This is a genomic window from Paenibacillus sp. FSL H8-0104, from assembly GCF_038050215.1.
GTDB lineage: Bacteria > Bacillota > Bacilli > Paenibacillales > Paenibacillaceae > Paenibacillus > Paenibacillus amylolyticus.
The window spans coordinates 4,368,005-4,393,770 of sequence record NZ_JBBOTC010000001.1 but is presented as its reverse complement, the minus strand read 5'-3'; the positions used below and the strand labels follow the sequence as shown (position 1 = coordinate 4,393,770).

Sequence of the window (25,766 nt, the reverse complement as noted above, 5' to 3'; positions counted from 1 at the left end):
GGGCAGTAACGTGAGTCAAGTAGTCAATAAGTTTGATTTCACCGTTATAGATTACACGACAACTCAGTACGGTTACCTGTTTACAGTCGGAACTACAGGAAGCAGGCCTGAGGATTATCGATTTATATACATGCCTTACAGCCGGTATCCAAGTGTCCTGATGCTTGATTTTTACATGGCAAGATCGATCTCACATGGATTTAATCATCAACTTGTGGAAGCGATTCGCAAGGATCTGGAAGGAGAAGAACGATTTATTGTCCTAAGTGAAGCTAAACAGGATAAAGAAGGACTTCTGCACAGTTCCATGGAAGGATCGAGCTCAGGTACCAAGCAAGGCGATGTCATGGAATTTTCGTTTGAAATGCAGCGGTCTGCGTTAATTGAAGCTTTGGAGATGGATCATCAAGATGAGGGCCACAGACCCGGAGGTTTAAAGGACTCATTCATTCCTGAAGATATGTCAGAGGGCTGGCGCGTAGATAACGATAAAGAGCTGAAGATTGTCCGTAATTTGGGTTTAACTCGTAACTTTGTTAAGAATCTGGATAAGCTGGAGCCTGGAAAAATCAGTTTCAGGGTTAGTGAATTTGGGATGATTGCGGACTATGCAGATAGTGCAGAGCAAGATAACAGCTCTGAACTGGTGATTAAACAATTGATACACTCTGTTCGAAACGATAAACCGGATATGGATGTGGCAGAGGTTTTCGAGAAAGTGGAGAAGATCATTGGACGCCGGGCACAAAATGACTTTTTGTTAGAAGCCATTCAAGACCACTTCAGAAGTACAGAACTGGAGAGAAGCCTTCAATCCCGGAAGGTAAGCAAACAAGACGTGGAAATTCTATATCAGGATCTGCTAGGTTTACGTGATGTTCATAAAGAAACATTTGCTGAACAAGCTACCATGATTGGGAAAAGGGTAGATGATCATCAGCAATTATCCATTCTCTCTGATATGTCGACTGCTTATATTCGTAGATTTCAGGAAATAAAGTATATGCACCTTGATCGGACGTTGCCGTTAGCCCAAAGAGTGGATAACATTTCACAATTGACACTCATGCAGACACTGGGAACAGCTGTGCGAGCAACAACGTTTGGTGGAACGACTACAGGCAAAATTGTTCAAGCAATGAGAGACAACGAAGAGAATATGTTTCTTTCACAACTGAATCATGCTACGAGGGTTATTAAGAATGAAATGACAACTCACGAGAATGTACTTGCCAAACTGAAGGATCGTCAGTACCCGACTGTTCTACATACCGAAATGAGAAGTACGCGAGAAGTCAACAAGCAACTTTACTTTCATGATGATCTCAGTCAAAGCAGCCGTGACCAACATCGAAATGCGTTAGTCTTTCGTCCGAGTGATACCCTTTGGCATCCGCTCCAAGCTCACAGAATTATAGACAAACATCCGGCAACTACAGCATCCGGTATCATTTTGGCATCCAGAGATATAGGGACTATTACGGATGTGGAAAGGCAATTTCCTTGGGCTGTTCGAGATCAAGCGGAAGATATGAACGTCATGGGTGATCTGACTACGGGGCAAAGAGTTTATTTGGAGAAAATGTATATTGAGCACGAGCATCCTAAGGCACGACGAATTTATGTGGTTCATAGTGAGGTGGACCGTCATGCAGAACAGGCTTATCGTGAAAGTAAGGAGCACGGTTTTGTTTTCAGAGATTTGCAGGAGAGCAGAAGGATCAGTAAGGTTCCTGGGTATGTAGAGAGGGAGAGTAGGTTAGGCAAACGAGTGACTGCAGAGGCTCTTGAAATACTCAACAAGCAATCACTTGGTGAAAGGGAAAGCAAGTTCGATAGCTATATTGAGGACAAGTTCCATACTGCAAAAACAGAAAAAAGGAATTTGTTCATCCCGAATAGCGAAGAAGGTGCAGAAAGAAAAGCATCCTTTGAAAGTTATACGGCTGGTTCAACAACGGCAGAAAGAGCGTTGGCTCATGATTTGTGGTTACCTGAGTCTGAGGACCATTTGGCTGACAAAGAATTATTACGTTCTACCATGCTCGAAAAGCTAAATTCGTATGGAAAGAACGACGAACAGAAGCATGTACATCTGACAGAGAAACCACTTGTATCACATAGAGATCGTAAAAAGCTACATCTGGAAACGACCCTGCAATCCATCCGAGATAATAGTCGACCAACCATGATTCGGGATGAGCTTTTGGACAATTTGGTTGGTGGAGGATGGTTGGGGAATAAAGCATACCCTGGATATCTGGACGAGGAATTTATCGTAGGGGAGATCTTGGAGAACAGTCCGGCAGTCATCCTGGAAATGATGATGGAAGCTGTGAATAATGCAGACGCTTCGGTTTATTTTGATGAACCGTTTTTGGCTGGGGTTAGAGAGCGGGTAGATGCGTTAATCGATTGTGGGATCTTAACAGCTGATAAAGAAGGAAGCAGATCAGGCATCATTTCCTTTAATTTCGAAGGTGCGAAGGAATCTCAGCTTGGTGATATAGGGACGGAACTCTCAGAAGCATCCAAAGATTTGAGCATAACAGTACTTGAGGATGAATCTCGATCGGCTGAACTGAACAGACGTAATTCTACTCTAGAGACAGACGTTTTCGAGGGAGTGAAAGTAAAGGAAGATCAGCATGGCGAAATTACGGAAGTCATTTACGGCGCAGATTTTAATGCAAGACCGGCTATTATTGAGTTTGAAGATTCATTAGGTTACCTGAATCCTGGAGGGGGATTATTCCCGGATGACCCAGCGTATGAAGGAAGTCAAGTTGAACGCAGAGGACAAACCTTTGATGAGTACGGGATAGGCGCAAAATATAAACGGGACGGAATGGCTCTCGACCATCATATCGTGAGTTCCAACATGAACCGTGAGAGTGTGATTCATACCGAATTTAATATGGGCGGGGTTTCCCGGTATCGATATGGAATAATTGATGATGAATATACCATGGGTGGCACGAACTTACGCCAGATGCTTTTGAACAGCGAATATGCTATTGGAACGTCAAAGACTCGTGATGGATACTCGTATGATCAACAACTTATGGCTACTAATCCAATAAGAGAAGGTTTAATCAGTGGTGAGTACTCCATAGGCACAGCCAAGATCAGACAGTTGTATTTGAATGAGAGCTATTCTATTGGCATGATTGAACCACGTCAGGCAGCTATTGATATAGATTACTCACTGGCGACTTTGAAATGGAGATCTGCGCTGCTCAGCGAGGATTATTCCATAAGCAGCTCGAAATATCGAGATGGAGTAGCTGAGATTGGATATACGCTTGGTTCATCGTGGGCAAGAGAAGGTGCGATGGATATTGAGTTTAACGAAGGTATGCGGCAAGCTTGGGAATCCACGTTGGTAAATATTACTCCTGAAGCGATTAGGGTAGATCAATATGGATCGGTGCAAGATGAGATATCTCTAGCCACTACTGTAATGAAATCTGCGAATCTTGACGATATGCTGACGGCTCATTCAATCATGCGCAAAGGACAATTGAACGTTGAAATCATTTCGGATAACATGAACAGATTATCCCTCATGCTTGAAGATAACCATTTTACAAGAATCGTGAAAGAGGCATCAGTTCATGAAATTGAGAGTGAAGTTGTCAAGTTACGCTTGAGTGAATTGCATGGTGAGGGTTGGTACGGTGGTAAAGGTATCAGAGATACTGACTTGGTCGAACTGATCTATGATTCGATAAAGAGTAAAAAGGATTCAGCACTGGATCATGATGTGATTCTTGCATACAAGCATACTCATGACGCTTACCTTCATGAGACAACTGATAGCACGATTGAAAAGATTGCTAATCTTGAAGAACAACTTATAGCGGATAAACCGCAAAATGGTTACCTTGACCTCACGTTACCACTAGGCGGTACAAATCTGAAATATGCAGATGTTCCAGTGGAATCTGTGGGTGGGACGGGGCTCACTTATGGAGATATACCTGTAGAGATTGTTGGCGGAACAAATCTGAAGTACGGTGATGTTCCGGTTGAGATTGTTGGTGGAACAAACTTGAAGTATGGAACAACAGAGATTGTACTCTCAGCGGACAAACCCCAGTACGGCAATATGGAAGAGAATCTGCTCGCCGACAAACCGCAATATGGATATTTGGAAGAGAACATGTACGGTCTGAAAAATGCCAAAGAATCCACTATTGATGAGCAAATTCATGCGTTTAAAAACGGTAATGAAGCTGATTTGATCCAAACGCTTGAGTTAAATAAAGAGGATAGGTCAGCATTCCTTCATGACAACCTTTTGGGGGTAAAAGCTGAAAGATGGGCGCATACCCATGAGACGATCAATGATGTAGTGAAACTGCGAAATGGATCGTTGGATCAGGACATGTTCTACGGAAACAAGGAATTTAATGAATCCATTTTGGACATGGAACTGGTTGGCTTCCAATATAAACAGCTAGACCTGATCCGAAGCGAATATGCTTACCTTAAAACGAGAGACGTTCATATTGAAGATAATTCGTTCATGAGCTCCAGAAGTTCTTATGACGCGTATAACCATCAATTGGATTCTGGAATGAACTTGTTAAGAAGCACGACTCTGGATTGGGAGCAGTTCGCAGCGGAGAAAATAGATCGATATGGTCATTCACATGAAATGGAAAGTGGCGTTGGGGGTGAGCGAGCTGGTGAGCATTTCGATGGGATATACGGGACCACGCTTCAGAGGTTTGCATTCTCAGGAGACGAGTTAAGTTACGGAAATAGTCTGCCATACACAAGTTACGTTGTTAATGACGGCCAGAGCTTTGGCAGTAAGTTAATAGACCCGGGTTATCTTAGTGAAGATGTTTTTAAAGGGATAACTGAGGAACGTGAATCTAGCATTGCAAGAGAGTTGCCGACTGGAACAGCAAACGCCAGATTGTCTGAAATTGAAGATCCTGATTCTCTCATGGCTTCATTTGAAGAACGCTGTTCTCAAGTCATCACAGGTTTTATTTTCGCTGAAAGACCTGAGAAACGAGCAGAGTATCTGGAACAGTTGCACGCTTTTCTTCCCGAGAGAACAGCTCATCTTATGGAAATGTATCACGAAGCCAAGATGGAACCACGTGAGAGCTTCACACTGAATGATCATCCGGTGGCTGAACGGGAATCCGCTGATGCTTACATTCCGATGATGGACACCATGGCACAGGGTCTCATATTCGATTACTCGGAAGATCTGCTCGATCGAGGGATGGATCCTGAAGATTGGGAAGGTGGTTTGGGTGTGCCGGAGGACTATGATCCGAATGATCCATTTAATGTGTACTATCCGTATTCCAAGGATATGGATGCGCTGGAATTATCCCAGTCTGACGATTGGACTAAATTCGGTCAAGGCGATTGGGATCGGGATCAATTGCTTGGAAAGTTTTATTCTAAGGCAGATACGAAGGACATCAGTGGATGGTACCGCAATAATTTCCTGGCTGAGACGTATAAGTTCTCCATTGATTTCAAGGTGGATGCAAGTACGGATGGGAATGGCGCAGGAATTATTTTCAAATACTTCGATGAAAATAATTATTGGATGTTTATGGTTCACGGAGGAGATAGCGATAACAGTCTGGATATGAGAACGCCGATGCAGCTATATAAAATCGTTGCTGGCAATCCAACTGCAGTGGGTTCTCCGATGCAACCCTTTAAGTGGGAGAAGGAAAAATGGTATACATTGTCCGTGTCGGTCATGAAAAATAAACTCCAGATCTACACAGATTCGAAATTGCAATATGATCTGACGGGCACCGATTAACTCGGTGCTCTTTTTGTCGTATAGAGAGATTGGGAGGTGATTGGTATGGGTCATACATTTGGTTTGTTCTCCAAGTCACAGAAAGGTGTATTGTTCGCCAATATGAGAGCGAAGATTGCGGACGAAAGTTACGGCAACCCCAATAACCCTGCGTATTTACCGCAGAGTCCCAATGCACCGAGGAGTGAAACGGACCGGCATGGTGAAGAAAATAATCCTATTCTGGGTGATCCAGGTTACGGTCAGATAGGACGATGGCAGACGGTTCAATTGGATGCACTGGAAAATAGTATTGATCAAATCATTGAGCAATATCTGAAAGATAAGTCGTGGTATGCGAGTGTACGATGCCGTGAAGCACTGTGGAATATGTATCGCAGGATTGAATGGTGGGTAGAACAGCAGCAGCCTCCAGATAAAACACAATATCAGCGAGTACTGCAGATGATTAAAGATTGTATTCACAAGATTCTTGAAAATGCTCAGAAGCCTGGCGGTAGTCATCATGGTGTATCATTGCCCGTCTGTCCGGCACCCTACTACCATCATTTTAGTGGGAATTACTTTAATCATTTTGATGCAACCGTATATGAGATTCCACTCTTTTCAATGAAAAAGGACGTCCCGTTCTCGAATAAATTCCCTGATTTCTTCAGATATGTATCATCGACGGAGGATCAGGAATGGGTAGCTGTCCACTCCGTAGGCCGAAATGAACAATCTGGATCAGAGATGATCTTAAAACTGGATTTAGGGCTTCTGGAGATTGGCAACTCATCCAAAATCACATTTAACTGGCGTGTGAAGCGTTATGGACAGATCAGGTTCAAGTACCTGGCTAGTGCCAAGCGCGGTAATGGCATGCTGTTCTATATTAATGGGCAGCAAGTCGGAGGTGAATGGAGCGAGAATAGCGGATGGCAGGAAGCGGCTTTTACGTTGCAGCCAGGACAGATGTACAAGTTCGACTGGTTAATTCGCAAAATGAGACCTGAAGTATGGCAGAACAATGGCATCTATATTAAGGATGTTGAAGTCGTTGAGATTGTGGATACACGTAAGCCGCCTGCACCTCTGGATATTGATCTGGATGGGGAACAAAGTGATAGTGATTGGTATGTAAAGTCATCACAAAGCATTGCACAAGCCCACTTTCAAGCTCAGTTCATTACAGATGAAGAGCGAAGTAAGACGATGAAAATGAATTTGGATAATGAATGTGATGGTACAGTTTCTTTTGCTTACTACATGGGAGTAGACAAAGAATCTTATCCAGCTAAAGATTATGAATTGTTTTTTGATGACACTTTTGAATCCAGAACTCAGCATGGAGAAAGCAGTCATGGCAGTCATGCTCAATCTTTACACGGTGTAGAGTGGAATCTCAATGAGGAATATTCCGAAACAACAGCTAATCAAGCCAAAATTGAATACGAAATTATAACAGGCCCTGAGGCGACTGTAGATTTAAAAAGTGTAGTTGAAGTCATATGTCCAACGTATGAGATTGATCATTGGGAAGCGTCGCTTTATGGTCAAGGGATTGGGAATTATCAGTGGCAGATGTCGGGCAGCCCGCCATGGGTAAGATCAGGGAATGTATTAAGACTGGATGAACCTATAGAAGGGGATATGATTGCTCAAACCCAAGTGAACTTGCAAGATGAGGGTTGGTTTTTGTTTAGTTATTCTCATCAATTACGAGCTACGGAATCGTTCGAGGTGACTGTAAATGGCATGCTTGAATACTATTCAACGATGCATAGCCAGGGGGAGCAGATACGAATTCCGCTAGAGGAAGGTTTAAACATTATCCAATTCTATATTCGAGATTATTACACTGAGCAGCCTTTCATCGATAACATAGAAAAATTATTCACGTACGGGAACAATACTGGCAATACATATCGAACAGTAACGGATTTAGGTTCGTACGTTGATGTGACACGTGGTTGGGATGTAACAGATGCAGGTGCTAGAACTGAAAAAAATGGTGATACCATTAGATATAATGCAGAGTTAAATCCTGGAGCTAAGTTTAGCATTCAAGAGCATATGCGTATCTATCCAGCGATGGACTCTTCATACGATCCAGACAAGGGGGTAACAAGAGATTTTAACGTTTTCGAAGAATTGTTTAATGAGGAAGGCAAGTATCATGAATCGTTGAGATTCTCTGGAAATTGGGTGTGGAAAAAAATTGTTAACGGCGATGGGGTCATGTGGGCACAGGGCCATGATCAGGATTTTATATGTGATTTTGAAGCGCATTTAGACAATTCGGGTTACATCTGTTGGCAATATGGAGGGCAATTTGATCCAGGAGAAAAATTGGAATTACAAATTGATGGTATCTCTGTATGGACAGGAAGTCAGTCGAATGACAGAGAAGGGACCAATTGTATGTATCCTCTACCTTCGGGGAATCATCAATTCCGATGGAGATACCGGGACGGTAAGAAATATACGCCAGGTAACGGAGATGGGGGTTCGGAAAATTCCGCTGGAACAGGTACGGGAACTGATCAGCAAGGCAGTGCAAAGAAAGATCCATATGGAGTGAAGTGTTATACAGGAGATTCAAAAACGGATAACATCCAATACGCGCAAAAATCATATGGAGGGCATTCGCCACGTGCTGCTAAGTTTGATGCAATCAATAGAGGTGAAGTTTACTCATCCTCTGGTCAAGCGTACGCTTTGGGTGTTACTAAGCAAAAATCGACAATCGTTCGTACGTTTACTGCCCCTAAGATTGGAAATTTTAATTATTCTGAATTGTTGACAGTCTATCCGGTTACCAAGAGAAGAGTCTTTGTAAAGAGAGCACTAAATAATAAGAGTGCTAAATATGATCGTGCTGAGACTATCAACAAATCAAATGGTACAGTGGACTATTACTCATTGGATGTTTCTGGTGACAACCCTCAAAGTCCTGAATATAGTTTATTTGGTCCAGATACCAAGAAAATAACTTTTGAATTCTATTGTGTTGAATCATTTGATATTAAATTCAAATATTTATGTTACCTGTTTCAAGATTCAATTCAAGCAGGGCGACTTAGGGTTGCTTATTATCCTAAAGACAAAGCAAGTCAAGAGGTAACAATTCTTGATTGTAACGATAATTATGGAGATAAAAAAGGATATAATAGCAAAAGCATTGATGAAACAAAATGGAAAAAAGCGGAAAAGTTTTCTATTCCAATTACAGTTGAGAAACCTGGGAAATATACATTAATTATAGGTCTTACTGATACTTATAATGGGCGTGAAAGAGGAAGAGAAGGTAATTACTATTACGCAGCCATCAAAGACCTTGTGGTTCGCACTGATGATCCCGATGGTGTGAATCAAAATAAACTGCTAAATCCAGTCTTAGTGGATCGAACAACTTATGTGAATGTGCAGTGGTTTGATTTAACAGACGAAAAAAACAAATTTAATCCGATTAAAATATCCGTTGAAAATGGTCAAAAAGTTAGCGATCACATTAACAGCCCATACTCATTAATACCCGGACACAAATATAAAGTGGTTTACACACTTATTAAAGATAAAACCTCAACCAACGCGACAGGTCTTGATGCAGGTGGATTTACATTAAGTGAAGGTAGTTTTTCCGAGAGATGGCCTAATTACTGTATTGATGCAAGTGGAAACATGTTCCTTGAGGGCAATTCTCCTCACCCAGGCCAAGAGCCATCGAATCCACCAGATACCACAACACCAGATGGTGGGAGTCATGCTTGGCTAGATGTTATTCGTCTATACAAGAATAACCACAGAGCGTGTTCTGGCACAAAGATTGTCATTGAAACTTTTGAGAACGGCCAATTACTACTTCCAATAAAAGAAGTAACAACTGAAGAGGACCAGATCATCTCTATTGAAGTGGAAAATACCTCAAATCAGAAAAAAAATTACGAGGTTCGTGTTCGATTCGAGCGAGGATGCCCGGGAGATGGCGCAATGATCTGGGGAGGGAAACTGAATATTGATGATATTATCAAAGTTGATCCATCCTGGGCTGAGGTGACTCACTTTGAAGTTTGGAATAATAAACCGATCTGGATGGGTGGCTGCGATAACAGTAATATGCGCGTGAAAATTACCCGCGAGGATGGAAAAGTGTTATGGGATGAAAAGTATTACGGGGATGGGTATCGTGGCTTCGAACTGAATGATCTGGCTCCCAAGCCTTATAGCAAGTATAAGGTGGAGATTACAACAGATCAGAAGGGGCAAATCAGCGATTGGACAGGAAAACGATATCTGACCACCTTCCGGGTGCATGACTTCAAAGCCTACGAAAGATGGGTGTGGGTGCCTGAGCCGTTTGATTGTCAACTGGATTTCTTCATTGACGATGAGCTTATCAAAACATTCACTCAAGAGGGTGGATACTATACATTTTCACATCCAGTGCCTAAAGGCAAACATGAGTTCAAATGGGTGTTCACCTCACTTCAGGAAGTGGGTACGCGTAGTTACGAATACGCTAATCTGGATTGGATGGAACTGACCAACTGGATCTGTGATGACGTCTATGTCATTCCTTACTGCGAAGGTGGTGGGGGAGACAAGTGTGTTGAAGCGCTTATTAAATGTTTGCTGGAAGTTTGGAAAGCAAGGCCCAAGATGTGTGTGATCGGTAAACGCATCTGGTTATTCACGTAAAGAAAGGAGGTTCTGTATGGGTGTTGCGAGATTGAAAGAGTCAGGCAGGATTTATGAGGATGCGTTCGTAAGCTCCAACCTGGATTCCAAATGGGAAGTACTCCCTAACGATGCTACTCGCTATGAAGCGGGTAGTGGCAGCCTGGTGCTCAAACATGGTCAAGATCCGCTGTATATGTTCTATAAACCTCTGACAGATATGAAGCAATTCGTCATGGATGTGAAGAACAGTTACAATCCCGATACAGAGGGATGTTACGGTGGAGTTATCGTGTTTGTAGATGAACATAACTACATGGAGATTGAAGAGTTTTTGGATATGTCCTTGCCAAAGCCTTTGCTGAAGACTTACCCGTGGATACGTTTGATTCGAGACTATAACTATTATACGGCGTATTGGTCGGATGATGGCATGATTTGGAACATCATTGGTTCTGTAGAACTGGTGGGAGCCCCTAAAATTGGTCTGTATCTGAAGGGTGAAGGGGATCACCCCATGCATATTCAGTATATTCGAATCAACAAAGGAACATCTATTACCGTAGACAATCTAACCAAAGGAACTGTGGTTGATCTAATCGATCAGAATGGTGTTGTGCTTGAGTCCAGGGTATGCCGATCTGAAGAAACGGTTGTACATTTTAACATGGATCCATATTCATATCCGTTTGAGGGCAATTTTGGGATTAGGCTTCCGGATGGAAATCGGTTTCAGGCCATGGATTCTATAAAGTTATACAGGGGAGACCTAATGTATTTTGAGGTTACACCAGATTTATATTACAAAGAATCAAATCCTGAAACAGGAGAAGATTTCGATGTGCTTCTCTATCCCAACACGGATAGGTTTCTAGGCTATTTAACGGCAGGTGGTTCTGCTACACAAGAAGTTCGAATGTTTGCCAAGAACCCCATGATATCAGGAGACTTTAAAAATGTAACCTTTGCGCTCACAAGCGGGACGGATAAAGTGCAGATTGCGCCTGATGTTGAAGGCATTCCGGGGTCTTTCAGCTACTCGATCACCGCGTTTACCATTCTACCAGGAGCGTCCTATCCATTCTGGCTGCGAATGGAAAGGGAAGAATCTCAAGACAGGTATGCTTCCCAGGTCAAATTTTCGCTACAGATGTATTCGACATACATATGACTTATTAGTATTGGAGTAATTACGTATAGATCATGTAAGGCATGAATGGAGGTGGTCAAATGTCAGTAAGAATTAACCAGTCTCATCGATCATCCGCCAAGAGTCATAAGGAATTAAGTGATATTGGGGTCCGTACGCATGATGAGATTGATTCCTATCTTGCAGAGTTGGATGAAGCCAGAGGGAATGCGCTTAGTCTAGGTGATCGAATCACACTCGTAGAAGAATCTGCACACGATAGCCGAGACGCAGTAAAAAATCATGAGCAGAGATTAGGCGATGTCGAGACTAAGGTTATTTCAAACAGCTCACGATTGGATGATGTTCAGCAGGATATTGTGACGGCAAGAGCAGATGTCAATACTATTTCCAAGAGTCAGGATGACCATGAAAAGAGATTGAGTCTTGCGGAGACGGAGATAAAAGAAGCACGTGGAGCAGAGGCATCCATAGATCATCGATTTGACACGTTGGAGAAAGCGATTGAAGTTGTAGTGAAGCAACCCATTCAGGATCTCAGTGTTACCAACCCCACGTACCTAGATGCAAATAACAGTGTCCAAGTTACGATTAATGCAGGACGAGCCAGTATCAACAAGGTTATTGTGGATCAGTTTTCTCAGACATTCAGCATTTCAGACATTGAAGCCAATACGACATATTATATTTTTCTTCATGAAAATGGGGAGTACACTTATAGCTCAGATCAAAAAGAGCCCAAGGATGCCATGATCATAGGTGGACTCGATGTTGGAGTTTCTCCAACAACTTCACTCACGGCTTTGGATTTCAGGTATTTCTTAACAAAGGGTTCTGTTGAAAATGACATGTCTGCATTGGGAATTCGTGTAGATGATCTGGAAAAAAACGTTGGTGAGCAAACCACAACAATTGCTACACATCATACGGCGATCAAAGCGATGGAAGTCCAATTAGAAGCAACTGCTAAAGAAGTTGTGGCTTCAAAAAAAGATAAAAATGGAGTAGTCTATGATGCTCTCAAGGACAGACTCGACAACATGCAGAGTCGTCTTGAACTCGCTGAGAGTCAAGGCACTATGGAGCATCAATCCGTATTCCATTTTACTTCTGCTCCTAACAGCAGGTTGTCGATGTCTAGAGATTTTCAAGTGCCCAGATATGTGATTGGTTCAAATTCTGCAGAGGTATTTCTGGATGGAATACGCATGGATGCAGGAGACGATTACATTGAATATAATGATACGCTTATACGGTTTACTTTTGATGTGCCCAAGGAAGCCCGAGTAACTGTCATTGGTCGTGGGTCAATTATTAACACCACTTCGGTAACCGAATATACCTATTATCCAGATGGAAAAGTGCATACGGAGAAGATTGATGGAGGGATCAACCGGACCATTGAGCACTTCTATAGCCCGGATGGAAATCTGGAACGACAGGAGGTTACTGAGAGTAACGGACAGATCAAGTCCATTGAGTATCAGCGTGACATTACGGGTAGAGTACTGCGCGAAATCAACAATGGTGCAGAGTATTATGTGCTTCAAGGAGGTGCTACCTTCGATGACACGGACATCCGGAGGAGACTTGTCTTTCTTGAAGGAAGTACACTTGAGCTGGATGTCATATATAACTACTTCTCTAATGGTGACATTGAGTCAGAAGAAGTGTTCTCATTAGATTTGACTCCACAGCTATTGAAGAAAACATCGTTTACTTACAATGCAGATGGTACCGTTAAGACTGAGACCTTGATCTATGACGGCCAAGGAGTTCAGAAGGGATTTGAATATGATGCTAGCGGTAACATCAAACAAGTAAAAATTAGAAAGGTTGTGATTTGACGTGACGAGGACCGTGCAGGATGTGAAGTTTGCACTACATACCATCATGGATAAATTAGTGGGCAATCACTTAGAGCCATTCAGTACAGAGGAAATTGAAATTCTAATCTTTGCTTTTGAAAGCAATATTCTGTTTGATAATGTGGCTCATAAGTTTCTGCCTTCACTTAAAGGGCTACCTGAAATTCATGAGGCTGCTAGTGGTGTGGAGACAGAGGATGGAGCTGGGGACAAAGAGCAGTCTTATCAAGAGAATTTCATAACAGAGAGAAGTGACATGGTGAAAACAGTCTTGTTAACCGTACTTAAAGAGAACATCTTTCACGAAATGAAAATCCGATTTGGTGCTTAAGGAGGTGGGATAGTTGGCTGAAAATATTTTGTTAGGTGCCCTGCGTCGCTATGAGTTTTATTCTTATTCTTCTAATTTGATTGCAGAGCTTTACAAAACAGTTAGTCAAGATTTATATGGGGATATACATTGGAACTGGACTTATGAACCATCTAATGAATATTCAATTCCAAGGAGTTGGACTCATCCTAGTAGGAGTGATGCAAATCTGGGCACTCTTACGGCTCAAAATATAAAAGATCCAAGTATGTTCTTCACAATTAGTATGAATGTTTCTAGGTTCTATACACCCAATTACAGCAGAGATTGCACTAGGAGTTATATGCTTAGAACAGGTTTGAGAAATAATGGTTCGATTGTGAAACCTGATCTTTATACCAATGTAGGAGCTGTAACCGAAATTCCTCTGAATACTTGTATTAACGAAGCGTATTCAAATTTATCTAATGCTCCTAATGTTTACTGGAAGTGGACTCTATTCACTAATTTTAATTACATCTATTTATTTGGTGAGGCACAAAATTACATTGGCGATGCAGCCTATCCTGTTAGATTATATCTTGGCAGAATGAAGCCTTTTGAGGAAGAAGATCCACTTGTGGCAAATGACTTTGTGGGAATTTTTGGTCATTATCCAGTTGGGATGAATATTGCTGGTGTTGAATTGAAGCATAATACAGGCAGAGGCTACGTGAGGACATCAAGAAATGGTACAAGTAATGCGTTATATCATTTCTCAACGAGTTCTCAAGTTCCTTCTCCGGGTTTAGGTGGAAGGTACTTTATCTCTCCTTTTTATGTCTGGCATGGAACGGAAGGAGTAAGGGGAGAGTTCTTCGGTATACGTACTGCCGTACTAAGAAATTCGAGTATGTACCCGGATGGTTCAATTCTTGACCTGGGGGATGAGCGCTATTATGTATTCCATGTGAATGTTCAGCAGCATCCGGCAACTCATCAGGGATTTTTTGCAACTAATGGAGCTTACTACAATGGTCAACCCTACTTCTTCGATTCAGCGTTACTTCTCGGTGGCGGACAACGGGTGCTGCTATTCGAGATCGAGAAGGAGGTGTAGTGCATGACCATGATTCGCAGACACGAGTTTACCAGTACGCTAAGCTTATTTACTTCAACGCTTGTTAACACATTGAAAGATGCACTCGATCCTTACTGGGATACCATACATACGGCCGAAACGACTTATGCCAACTGGGGCAATGCGCTGCTTACCAATAAAAAAAATACATCCATGCGTTTTACCATGTGTGTATGGGCGCACGCCAGAGGAGTCAACATTCGCTGGGGACTGAAGAACCTGGGAAGCAATGTGGCATCACCAGATCTATTCGTAAATTCGCCAGTGGACACAGATAAATTCATGACGGAAACGCCATTTTTGTGTCATAACGTACAGTATAATGTGAACTATAAGTGGTCTGTAATTACGAATGAGGATATCCTGTTTATCCATGGAGAGAGTCTGAACTATCCGGAAAGAGCTTACCCGGTACGAATATTCCTAGGTAAATGCCAGCCATTAGAGCAAGAGGACCCGGCGATTGCCAATAAATTTTATGGCGTTTTTCCACATATGCCTTTATCCGCTTCGGATAACAACATATCAGATCAATATGATACACCGAGAGGTGTCGTGATGACTTCACGGAATGGAACGGAGTACGCACTGTACAATTTTGGGACAGAGTCCATCCCTTCTCCAGGTGTAGGTTCAAGATACTATGTTACACCTTTTATGGTCTATCATCCATCTGAAGGAGCTAGGGGTGAATTCAAGGGTATGCGTTCCATTGTATTTAAAAACAGTGCGCAGCACCCGGACGGATCGATCCTCGATCTTGGCAATGATGGCAAGTATTACGTGTTTCATGTCGTAGATCAGGATTATCCGAATACAGACTATGGACGTTATTACTACAATTCGAACCTAGCTCCTGTGTATTCAAGGCCGAAGTTCTTCCATGGTGCCAGACTGCTTGGTGGTGGACAAAGAGCGTTACTTTTCCAAATATAGGAGGTGTTTATGAGGAATGGTTAATTTCACAGGCAAAGTTAAGATGAATGAATTATTCGCGAATATTGTTCAAGGTTTTAAAACGATTGCGGGATCTCCCTGGTCCGTATTTTACGAGACAGCGAGTGTGATCGTGCTCAAATCAGTGGGAACAACAGGTTCAGATAAACTGTTCTTCAGACTTGAGGTTGGAAACACGAAGGGAACTACGGGAAACAAATTGACCGTGAGTGTGGCTGAAGATGTGATGGCAACAGATGGTAGTATTCCTTTGGGCAGAGCCGAAGTGAATAAGGACTTCCTATGTCATACAAGTGCCGTTGATACGAATCTATTAATCGATTACCAAGTTTCAGTACAACCAAACCGGATTATTATTTATTTGCAGGGGGATGTGAACTCGGTTACCGGTATATCCAATCTGGGTTACTTCGGAATTCTGAACAGGTATGCCACAGAGACAGATTCCTCGAGTTTGAGTGTTGGCCTCAGCTACAACGGGGATAATGGTATTCGGACGTTGCGTGATAAAGATAAACAGATGGTGAATAACATTTATGATGCTTACTCTGCCATGCTTCCTGTTAATCCAGGGTGGGGGTCTCTTTATCATCTTGCTCCAGTTATTATGTGTAATGGTGTGGAAGGCCCTAGAGGCGAACTTATTGATATCTATGCGGTACCTTCTGCTGGGGTTTCCCATGGAGATGAGATCAAAGTGGGCACTAAAACATATAAGGTATACTCGCTGTCGATTGGTGGACAGAGCTTTTTATCAGGCGCTACGGTTGCTGTCCTGATGAATTAAGGTGGTGATGGACATGGCTATACATCAAGGGAAAGTTGTAGGGACCGCCGAGAGCGGTTCTCTCTATACCCAGAGTAAGGCGGCAGTTCTCCATGGCATTGGATACGATCTTGATGCTGTTCCGGTCACCATTGAAGGTAAGGAAATAGTCTATTCATTAGGAACGTTATCCACTACGGCTGAATTAATTGACATCTACCGTTGGGGTACATGGAGGATGCTGGACAACCATAATGATCAATTGATTGGATACGTTACGGATAAGTATATTTATGGGCCACGAACCAGAGTGGGAGTTCCTAATGAAAAAAATATGATACTCAAGCATAAATTTTTGACCCAGTCCAGTGGAGTAGGTTTAATTCGTGATACCATAAGAGGCCTCAAAGTGAAACAAAATTATGCGGGGCTCGATTGGTGTATTAAGGTCAAGATTCCTGTCCAGCAGGCTGGGTTAGTGGGGAAAACGTGGGGGGATTGGTCCTACAGCGGAAGTGGAAACACATCTGATAGTCATCTTCGTCCACGACGGTATCCGGATACACATATTCCTAGAAGGAGGGAAGGCTCTTGAACAGGACATGGAAACTGATGGAGGAGATGAGAAAAGTGCTATTGCCGGTATCGTTTGCCCAAAGAGTAGAGTATGTTGGCGGTGGGGCGAAGGCAATGATTGATATTCCCATGGAACATCCTCGATTCATGATCAAAACGATTAGGGTCATTCCGTCCAGAGAGACGAATGTGGAAGTTCATGTTTTGAACAGTGCGGGTCCACATCCAGAGGTTCTCTATTTCAACAATGCCCAATACTCGACGGGAAATTTTATGGAAGGGATTTACGATATGATTGATTTGCCATATGAGGACGTAGATGGGACTTCAACACTTCACTTGTCGTTAAAAAATCTGGGTACAGATGTTGCCAACTTCGATATTGAGGTCGTTGGTTTGACTACAAGGTGAGAGGAGGACCACCACATGGATATTGTTTCATACAGCAAAGCTGCCAAAGTAGAACGTGAAGTTAAACAAGCCAGGGATTCTTATGCCTCACTTGATGGCAGACTGGACGCAGTGTCAGTAGGAAACGTGGTCTCGGTCAGACTGAAAACAGAACTTCCAACCGTAGGTGAAGCAGGAAGATTATATCTGGTACGCCAAGACTCAAGCAATCAAAATGAATCAACGACCTATACATACAGCGGTGGGAAATATGTAAAGGTGGGTGGTGATCGAGTTTCGAACCATCCTGAGAATGGAACGATTAATCTTAATGGTACCAAAACGGTGATCTATAGCCATCCGGATACACACAGTGCTGATATGTTAACAGATGGAAGTCATAACGTTATCATGACTCTGAACGAACGTGAAAAGTTGTCCAACATCGAGCTTGAGGCCAATTATTACACACATCCTGACACACATAGTGCCGATATGATCAGCGATGGAGAAACACATGTGAGCATGACTTGGGGTGAACGAAAACGCCTGAATGTCATTGATCCGTGGGAATCGATCAGCGATTTGGTAGATTATACAGATGTAGTTACATATTTTGCTTTTGACATGCAGGGAAGAGTTATTCGACAAGTCGTTACAGACAACTACACCGAGCAGCTTGTTAGAGAACCTGTACTTACCATGCCGGCTTCTCCAGAAGGTTATGCACAGGATGATTCCTTCTTGGTCATTTCGATTGGTGAGATATATCGATATGATGGTCTAGACTTCGTGCAGCTTCCTACTTTGGTTGATGTCATCTATCAGTATGATGATGAGGGAAGATTGGTGGCCAAGTCCATCATCAGGTTGGGAACAACACCTGTTCAAACTAACTTCCAATATATATATGACTCATACGGCAATCGTATAGCGGTTAAGAAATACTAATACGGAAGGATAGCATATGCTGTCCTTTTTTCCTTTTAACAACGAAATAATTTATGAAATCCACATCTACATTGAAGATTAGCATTAACAATTACCTGATCAAGACGTATAGAGAAAGTAGTATGAGAACGTAATTATTCCGGGAGGTAGTGTACGATGAATATTGAACTTACTGCTCATTTCTATTTCAAGGGAAGTGGGAAGAAAAAAACGGTGAACTGGATGGAAGATAATCCTAGATTACAACAGAAAGAGAAAGATTCGGATAAGGTCGTACGCGAAATCCCGTTAACTTCGGATGAGGTTAAGCAAGAATATCGCCGACTTTTCACCAAACACAAGAACGAGGGGAAATCGATTACGTTGGAAGATACAGACGATGTGGTTCATATCATTGATCTTACTGATGTGCGAAATATTGAATTGACCTCTAAGGAGGGGAATACAGATGCTGTACAGGCTGACCTTTGCACTGAATGATGAGGAAATTGTCACTACGGAGATGACCTCGGATAAGGAGGATCTGGTTGGAGCAACGGAAGAAGCGTTCGATTTGATCGAAAGAGACTACGGTGCCAATGTCGTTTTAAACCTGGTTGCGTTTAGCCTGCTCAAAATAGAGCTCACCAATGAAATGATAAATTAAGCGTATAAGCTAACTAATGTTAGCTTTTCAGCACCAAGTGCTAGTTTATTTGAATAATTATAAAATATAGTTAATAAAGTGATATACCCCAAGCCTAGTTCTGGGGTCTATTCCTTTTTCATGAAAAGTTGAGAGTGACATGATTTAATGCATCCATTGAAACTTGTCTTGTACAAGCAGTTTTGATTAAACTAGGTTGAATTCATATGTTCAGGGGCAGTAGAAGGGGTCAGGATGATTGGCAAGGAGGGATGGGACATTGAGATAAAAGACTTGGAAAGAGAGCTCGCAAAGTTGGCATCCAGAATAAGAAAAGATTTTACTGAGCGCGGGCCGGTAGATACCAGAGTCTCTATCATGAATCATTTTATCATCTTAAAGTTTACAGCAAAATTTACCAAGCCTGAAGCATTCATGCTGGAACATATGCAATCACACTCAAGTCAAATTTTCGCCGAATACAAGATGAAGCTAGCACATATGATGAGAGAAGATTTCAACCCCGTTTTCTCCTATATCAACATGGGTCTGAAGATCGAAGACATCGAAACAACATTTTTTGGTCATGATTTTGCAGAGCAGATTACAGTCTTCAAGATGAACAAGGATGTTGAAGTGCTGCTGAAAAATGATGAGATTAACATGCCTTAAGACCTATTAACTAACGTTTGAATACTGGACAGGTTCTTAGGAACTAATTTTGTTGTTGACAATATCCTACATATTTCCTTATACTACCCTTATGGCGATCGAATAGATTAATAATCTTGACGAAGCCTATAACCTTGTTAAAGAACTTGAAGGCCATATCTTCGGTAATTGGGACGAAATAGATGTCAGACCAAGACCGACACATTCCACCATTTTGGTATTTTCCAGTGGTGCGCTCTGTGTTGGTCTTTTTGTTTGTAAAAAATGCTGCTTTACCTTTCACTGTATACTTCGTATATAGTCAGTAAAAGGCATATAAGCGAACGAAATAAATAAATGTTGCGAACATTAGTTCGCATTTGTTATTCTGAATGTAATAGGATGGGAATGGGGAGGCGGATCAAAGGGAGATTTCTTGATTGTTTGTGTGTAATTAGGCTCATTAGCTTCAATTGTGTGTAACAAGACTACATATGGTATATGAGATTTCGGGAGCAAAAGCGGGAAGGTAGAGTAAGATCATGCTGGATAGCGACTAGATTGTGAAGAAAGAATACGATTACTGATAATTAAATAGTTAATGGGGGAAATGAATAATGTCTGCTACAACTGCTATGGGTTTTGATGATTTATTTGAGATTGGGGATATAGACATGTTCCTGAACAAAGCTCAGGAGAAGTGTCGTCACAAGCTTAGAGGTAAAACGTTTGCCGGGATGGAGAAAGAAGATGTGACCCAGGAGATTATGATCAAATTAGTTAATTCCCTGGACAAGTATGATGCAGAAAAGGCCAAAATGTCGACGTTTGTTGATCATCTTATCGAAAATAAAATTAAGGACATGTACCGCAAGTGCATGTCTGAGAAAAATCTGAGTGTGGTTAACGCTGTACAGATCATGTGCACGGATCAGGGTGGTGGCGATGAATCGGAAAGCTCAGACATCGCATTAGCGCTTGGTCATGCTGGGTTTGCTTATGAGAATTTTGAGTTTGTAACAGATATTATGGAAAATATGAGGCTGAACGAACGAGAGAAACAAATCTTTAAGCTTCGGACTTCGGGGTATGAATTTGTAGAGATTGCAGGAATGCTAGGTGTATCCAAGGCACGTATATCCCAGTTATGGAAAGCGATTCGTGAGAAATACGAAGCATTGTAGTCATAAGTGGCAATTAATAGCCTAAGTTTGATGAAGATAGATTCAGTAACCTACATAGAACAGAGAGAGCACCCTTAACTGGGTGCTTTTTTATGTCGTATAGAGAGATTAGTACAGAAAGAAAGGCGGAACAAGGATGCTTAGTGTGGTGGTTTTAGGATTTTCTGTGGAACGTCTAGAGGGGTATTCGGATATCGCTTGGGCAAGTCATGATTCTTCGACAGCTTCTGATTTAAGCAACAGGGAGTATGCCTTGATCATTGAGAAAGTAGTGTTACAGGCTGATGCTGTCTTGGTTAATCTGGATATGGATCATTTGACCTCTACTGATATTGTGATCATGCATCATGCGTATATACATAAAAAACCGATCTTGAGTGTAGGTTTCAGGCCATTGGAGCCTGTCATCGAAGATTTTGTCTCCAAACGAGTGGCTGATCTGGACGTGGCTGTACACCATATGCGGACGAACTATATGGTCCTAAGCAGCGGAACCAATACTTCATCTGCGGCTCCAATTTAACTGCCGCTCCGATAACACGTATAGAGAATGTAAGGGCAAGCATATTCGCGAGACTTTAACTAATGGAGGAATAATTCAATGACACATATGATCAAAGCAAAAGATGATAAATTAACGGAAGAAATCGTATCCAGTATGATTGGAAAGTATATCCACGCGCCGACCAATATGCATGAAATCCAGACGCCAACTGGCGCAACAACAAAAGCGAACGTATGGTTTGCTGGTCGTGTAGCTGGTTACGAAAAAGCCATTATTGGATTCAACTACGAAGAGGGTACCTTCCATGAAGAACTACAAACATTTTATAACGTTCATTTAACGGATGGTATGGGGTACATTCTGACAAGTGCTTACGAATTGGAGATTCATGAACTGACCGAAGAGGAGTTTAATCAACTCATTGAAGAGAAAAAGGAAGAGGAACAAGACTCATCTGGTGAAGAGCAATGAAGGTGTTAAACTACGCCTCGGATTTAGCTGTAAAAACGTTTGTGTCCGCTAGCGCTGCAGGTGTGGAAGAATTAATCAACGCATGGATGTTATCCAAGCCGCACACGTTCGTCACCGGACTGGAGTTTACCTCCACCGTTGAACCAACCAGTAAGACGTTGGAATTTGCCGCAATCATTGTATATCAGCCAAGTGAACAAGACCAATCCTAACTTAGGTATGAGATTATTCCTTCTATAATATAGAGGCTTTCAGTAAGGAGGTGGGCGAATCTGTTGCTCACTTTAGAAAGAGTAATAGGTATTGTTGTTGCGGTGGTGGTATTAGCTTCACAATACCAAGCAACGGAAGCAGAGCAGGTAAAGCCAATAAAACTAATGAAGCAAGAAAAACAACAAAAACAAGTTAAATCGGTTGCTCCTGCGCACATACAAATGACGGATATGCTTGAACAGTATATAGAACTCCACCATGAGAAAACAGTGAGCCGGGCAAAGCTGCTGAAGTATGTGAGGTGGGTAGTTCAATATTCGAAGGATACGGATATCGATTCCGTCTGGATTCTGGCTATGATGTGGCAAGAGAGCAGGATGTTAGAGGAAAGTGTATCATCCCATGGAGCGATTGGTTTACTTCAGATTCTTCCGAGCACAGCGAAATCGTATGGAGTGAGTAAACAGGAGCTACATCAGCCTGAAACGAATATCAGGACAAGCATTATATACTTTGAATATCTTATGCATAAGTACGACGGAAATCTTCGTACAGCAACCATTGCGTACAATCAGGGAGAGGGCAATGTAGATAAGGGAAAGGCTCGCCCCTGGTACTACAATCAAGTGAAGGAACATCATAACAAGATGCTTGGAATAATCAAAAAAGGTCAATAGACATCAGTTAACAATAGAGTTTGAATACTATAATATCGGTTATCAATTTTACATAGGGAGATCCAAATGGGAAAATTTCCAGAACATATTAGCACGAATTTGCAGGTAGATAAGAAGCACTACACAATGGATGACGTAGAAAATATTGAACGTTGTAAGCTCGATGAGCATTTCCTCGGGGATTGTATTTTGGTCAATGAGAACTTGATTTGGCATTCTGTTCATAAGTATATTGGAAAGCCCGAAATGATTATTAAGAATCATTGTGTGGAGAAGGATGATATTCTTCAACTGGGCCGTCTGGGATTCATCAAAGCGGTTAAAGCATTTGATACGGGGCGTGGCGTAAAATTCAGTTCGTTTAGTGTTACTGCGATTGTCAGAGAAATCAGATGTTTTCTGAGAGATAGTGCAAGCATTATTCGTCCAACTCGCACAGCTACGGAATTAATTAACCGAATCAATCGACTTGAGCACGATATGGGCTACCTCCCACCAGCACATGAAATCGCATTGTTGCTTGATGAGGAAGAAGAGAAGATCAATAAAGCACTTCAAGTGGGTAAAGGTGTGAAATACCTGGATGAGCCTGTAGGTGCTGATGATCAACAAACTCAATCCGTGACGTTGATGGATACCATCTATAGCGGGGAGAATATTGAAGAAGATATTTTGGACAAGTTATACGTTGATGCGGTTATTGATTCGGTCAAGCGCAAGCTTAGTGAGAAAGAAGTGACTGTACTGAAGCATCGTGTTGAAGGGTTTAATCAAACCCAGACCGCAGATATGGAAGACATTAGCCAGATGAGAGTCTCTAGAATTATGCGAAAAGTAGCTAAAATGCTGGATAAAAAGGATCAGGCTTGATTGTCGTCTAAGCTAAGCACTTCATATCTTATATAATGTCTCATACATAACGTCCCTCCCGCATCCAAGCGTGAGGGATTTTTGCTGTTTTTGCCCTATGGGACATACTCCAAGTTGTCCGGACATAAGATAGTACAAGATTCCAAGTGACCCGGAGGAATGAATTGATGCGAAAAATAACGAAAGTCATTGCATGCATGCTTATCCCTGTCTTCTTGCTGTCTTCATTAGGGGCAACTCAAGCCCAGGCAACGATTCAAGGTCCGTCTACACATGCGCAAAGCGCTGCTCTCATTGATGTCACATCAGGCAGGATCTTATACAGCAAGGATGGGGATAAAGAACTGCGAATTGCCAGCTTGACCAAAATCATGACAGCGATCGTAGCGATCGAACACAGCAAGCTGGATGATAAAGTGAAAGTGTCTCCCACGGCTTTTGCCAAAGAAGGATCTTCTCTCTATCTCAAGTTAGGTGAAGAGATGACGCTTGAAAACATGTTGTACGGGCTAATGCTTCGTTCAGGCAATGATGCGGCCTCTGCGATCGCAGAACATGTCGGTGGATCGGAAGAAGGCTTTGTCCTGTTAATGAACAAAAAGGCGGAGCAAATCGGTCTGACGCATTCTCATTTTATGAACCCTCATGGACTGGATGCAGAAGGTCACTATTCTACAGCCAATGACTTGGCCCGATTAACGGCATATGCATTGCACAATCCGGTGTTCAAACGAATCGTAGCCACGGAGGACAAATCCGCACCGAACCCCAATGAAAGCTGGGAATACTCTTGGCACAATAAAAATAAAATGCTGCGGATGTATGAAGGTGCGGATGGAGTGAAAACCGGCTACACAAAAAAAGCTTTCAGATGTTTGGTCAGTTCCGCTACACGTAATGGACAGCAGCTCGCCGCGGTAACGCTGAACGACGGAAACGATTGGAACGATCATGCTCGGATGCTTGATTTTGGGTTTGAATACTTCCCGTTGGTAGAGGTCGCGAAGCAAGAACAGCCTGTGCAAAATACAGATGTCGTTACGGGTCGGGGATTCTGGTACCCACTGGCTAAAAGTGAACAAGGCTCATTGACTAAGAAATTGATCCTACACGAAAATCGAGGACAGTCGGAAACGGAAGGCAAGGAACAATCGACAGATCCTTCGTTCGGATTGGCAGGTCGCATTGATATGCAGCTTGACGGCAAACTTGTGGGCTCAATTCCCGTGTATCGCAAAGGCAGTTATATTCCTCCTGAACCGAAGACAGAAGATGCAACGCTGGGTGGAATCGGTGATGTCTCTTCCTGGGCAGCTGCATGGCGCGCCGTGTTAAGCCATCTGTTGTCTCCTTAGCTAAATCGCCATTGAAGGGAGGATATAATCCATGATTAATCTAATTTGGCTGCTCATGATTTTAATCGGATTTGTTTTTGCAGCCGTCAACGGCAATATCGAAGTGGTCACGCAAGCCGCTTTTGATGGGGCGGCAACGGGAGTCACGGTCTGTTTTGGACTGATTAGTGTGCTTGTGTTCTGGATGGGCATGATGAAAATGGCTGAAGATGCGGGTCTCCTGGCTCGGATTGCCAAGCTGCTCGGTCCGGTTGTGGGCTTCCTGTTCCCGGATGTGCCCAAAAATCATCCGGCGATGGGTTATATTCTCTCCAATATGAGTGCCAATTTGCTGGGACTAGGAAATGCGGCTACACCGATGGGAATCAAAGCCATGCAACAGCTGCAGGAGCTTAATCCGGACAAACAAACCGCTTCTCCTGCGATGTGCACCTTACTGGCTCTGAATACGGCTAGCATTACCATTATTCCGACAACGCTGATCGCCATCCGCTTAAACTATCATTCCGCCAATGCAACAGAGATTGTGGGAACAACATTGATGGCTACCATTATCGCTACACTTGCTGCTATAATCGCCGATCGCTGGTATCGAAACAGGGCTTTACACAAACCGCCGCGCATACAGAAAAGTGGCAATCCCGGCATGAAAGGATGAG

At 42.5% G+C, this 25,766-nt stretch carries 22 protein-coding genes; all 22 read left to right on the top strand.

Features of this window, described 5'->3' with window-relative positions; genetic code table 11:
• Positions 1-10: 10 nt before the first annotated feature.
• The 22 genes from NST38_RS19500 to NST38_RS19395 all read left to right on the top strand — a co-directional run bounded on the left by NST38_RS19500 (position 11) and on the right by NST38_RS19395 (position 25,765).
• Complete coding sequence (locus NST38_RS19500) at positions 11-5,809, top strand: hypothetical protein (protein ID WP_076251170.1); 5,799 nt, start codon at positions 11-13, stop codon at positions 5,807-5,809.
• Positions 5,810-5,854: 45 nt separating this feature from the next.
• The gene (locus tag NST38_RS19495) at positions 5,855-10,489 is read left to right on the top strand and encodes a hypothetical protein (protein ID WP_076251171.1); all 4,635 of its coding nucleotides are present in this window, start codon (positions 5,855-5,857) and stop codon (positions 10,487-10,489) included.
• 16 nt (positions 10,490-10,505) lie between these two features.
• The gene (locus NST38_RS19490) at positions 10,506-11,639 is read left to right on the top strand and encodes a hypothetical protein (protein ID WP_076251173.1); all 1,134 of its coding nucleotides are present in this window, start codon (positions 10,506-10,508) and stop codon (positions 11,637-11,639) included.
• A 59-nt stretch (positions 11,640-11,698) separates the two neighbouring features.
• Entirely contained in the window at positions 11,699-13,465 is a 1,767-nt protein-coding gene (locus NST38_RS19485) for a hypothetical protein (protein ID WP_076251175.1), read from the top strand.
• 46 nt (positions 13,466-13,511) lie between these two features.
• Positions 13,512-13,817 (top strand): hypothetical protein, encoded by a 306-nt coding sequence (locus NST38_RS19480; RefSeq protein WP_179087859.1) that lies wholly within the window; start codon positions 13,512-13,514, stop codon positions 13,815-13,817.
• Positions 13,818-13,830: 13 nt separating this feature from the next.
• Positions 13,831-14,895: a hypothetical protein gene (locus NST38_RS19475; RefSeq protein WP_143781244.1), complete on the top strand. Its 1,065-nt coding sequence runs from the start codon at positions 13,831-13,833 to the stop codon at positions 14,893-14,895.
• 3 nt (positions 14,896-14,898) lie between these two features.
• Entirely contained in the window at positions 14,899-15,852 is a 954-nt protein-coding gene (locus tag NST38_RS19470) for a hypothetical protein (protein ID WP_076251177.1), read from the top strand.
• A 16-nt stretch (positions 15,853-15,868) separates the two neighbouring features.
• Positions 15,869-16,660, top strand: coding sequence for a hypothetical protein (locus NST38_RS19465; protein WP_076251178.1), 792 nt, complete (start codon positions 15,869-15,871; stop codon positions 16,658-16,660).
• Positions 16,661-16,673: 13 nt separating this feature from the next.
• Positions 16,674-17,234, top strand: coding sequence for a hypothetical protein (locus NST38_RS19460; protein WP_076251180.1), 561 nt, complete (start codon positions 16,674-16,676; stop codon positions 17,232-17,234).
• Complete coding sequence (locus NST38_RS19455; protein WP_036672279.1) at positions 17,231-17,626, top strand: hypothetical protein; 396 nt, start codon at positions 17,231-17,233, stop codon at positions 17,624-17,626. Before NST38_RS19460 ends, NST38_RS19455 begins: the two co-directional genes overlap by 4 nt.
• Positions 17,627-17,641: 15 nt before the next feature.
• Positions 17,642-18,556 (top strand): hypothetical protein, encoded by a 915-nt coding sequence (locus NST38_RS19450; protein ID WP_076251182.1) that lies wholly within the window; start codon positions 17,642-17,644, stop codon positions 18,554-18,556.
• Positions 18,557-18,712: 156 nt separating this feature from the next.
• On the top strand, positions 18,713-19,036 hold the full coding sequence (locus NST38_RS19445; protein ID WP_101313626.1) for a hypothetical protein: 324 nt from the start codon (positions 18,713-18,715) through the stop codon (positions 19,034-19,036).
• Entirely contained in the window at positions 19,005-19,202 is a 198-nt protein-coding gene (locus NST38_RS19440) for a hypothetical protein (RefSeq protein ID WP_076251186.1), read from the top strand. The genes NST38_RS19445 and NST38_RS19440 overlap by 32 nt, the downstream gene beginning before the upstream one ends.
• 234 nt (positions 19,203-19,436) lie before the next feature.
• Entirely contained in the window at positions 19,437-19,853 is a 417-nt protein-coding gene (locus tag NST38_RS19435; protein WP_036607758.1) for a Na-translocating system protein MpsC family protein, read from the top strand.
• 596 nt (positions 19,854-20,449) lie between these two features.
• Positions 20,450-21,016, top strand: a complete 567-nt coding sequence (locus NST38_RS19430) for a sigma-70 family RNA polymerase sigma factor (protein ID WP_051447053.1) — start codon at positions 20,450-20,452, stop codon at positions 21,014-21,016.
• 166 nt (positions 21,017-21,182) lie between these two features.
• Positions 21,183-21,539 (top strand): hypothetical protein, encoded by a 357-nt coding sequence (locus NST38_RS19425; RefSeq protein ID WP_341344037.1) that lies wholly within the window; start codon positions 21,183-21,185, stop codon positions 21,537-21,539.
• Positions 21,540-21,617: 78 nt separating this feature from the next.
• On the top strand, positions 21,618-21,992 hold the full coding sequence (locus NST38_RS19420) for a hypothetical protein (protein ID WP_051447052.1): 375 nt from the start codon (positions 21,618-21,620) through the stop codon (positions 21,990-21,992).
• On the top strand, positions 21,989-22,204 hold the full coding sequence (locus NST38_RS19415) for a hypothetical protein (RefSeq protein WP_076251190.1): 216 nt from the start codon (positions 21,989-21,991) through the stop codon (positions 22,202-22,204). The genes NST38_RS19420 and NST38_RS19415 overlap by 4 nt, the downstream gene beginning before the upstream one ends.
• A 63-nt stretch (positions 22,205-22,267) precedes the next feature.
• Complete coding sequence (locus NST38_RS19410; RefSeq protein ID WP_076251192.1) at positions 22,268-22,882, top strand: lytic transglycosylase domain-containing protein; 615 nt, start codon at positions 22,268-22,270, stop codon at positions 22,880-22,882.
• Between the two features lie 66 nt (positions 22,883-22,948).
• Positions 22,949-23,752 (top strand): sigma-70 family RNA polymerase sigma factor, encoded by an 804-nt coding sequence (locus NST38_RS19405; RefSeq protein WP_076251194.1) that lies wholly within the window; start codon positions 22,949-22,951, stop codon positions 23,750-23,752.
• Positions 23,753-23,919: 167 nt separating this feature from the next.
• Entirely contained in the window at positions 23,920-25,107 is a 1,188-nt protein-coding gene (locus NST38_RS19400) for a D-alanyl-D-alanine carboxypeptidase family protein (protein ID WP_076251196.1), read from the top strand.
• A gap of 31 nt (positions 25,108-25,138) precedes the next feature.
• Positions 25,139-25,765 carry a nucleoside recognition domain-containing protein gene (locus tag NST38_RS19395; RefSeq protein ID WP_036607746.1) on the top strand — a complete coding sequence of 209 codons (627 nt, stop codon included), beginning with the start codon at positions 25,139-25,141 and terminating at the stop codon, positions 25,763-25,765.
• Position 25,766: the final 1 nt, after the last annotated feature.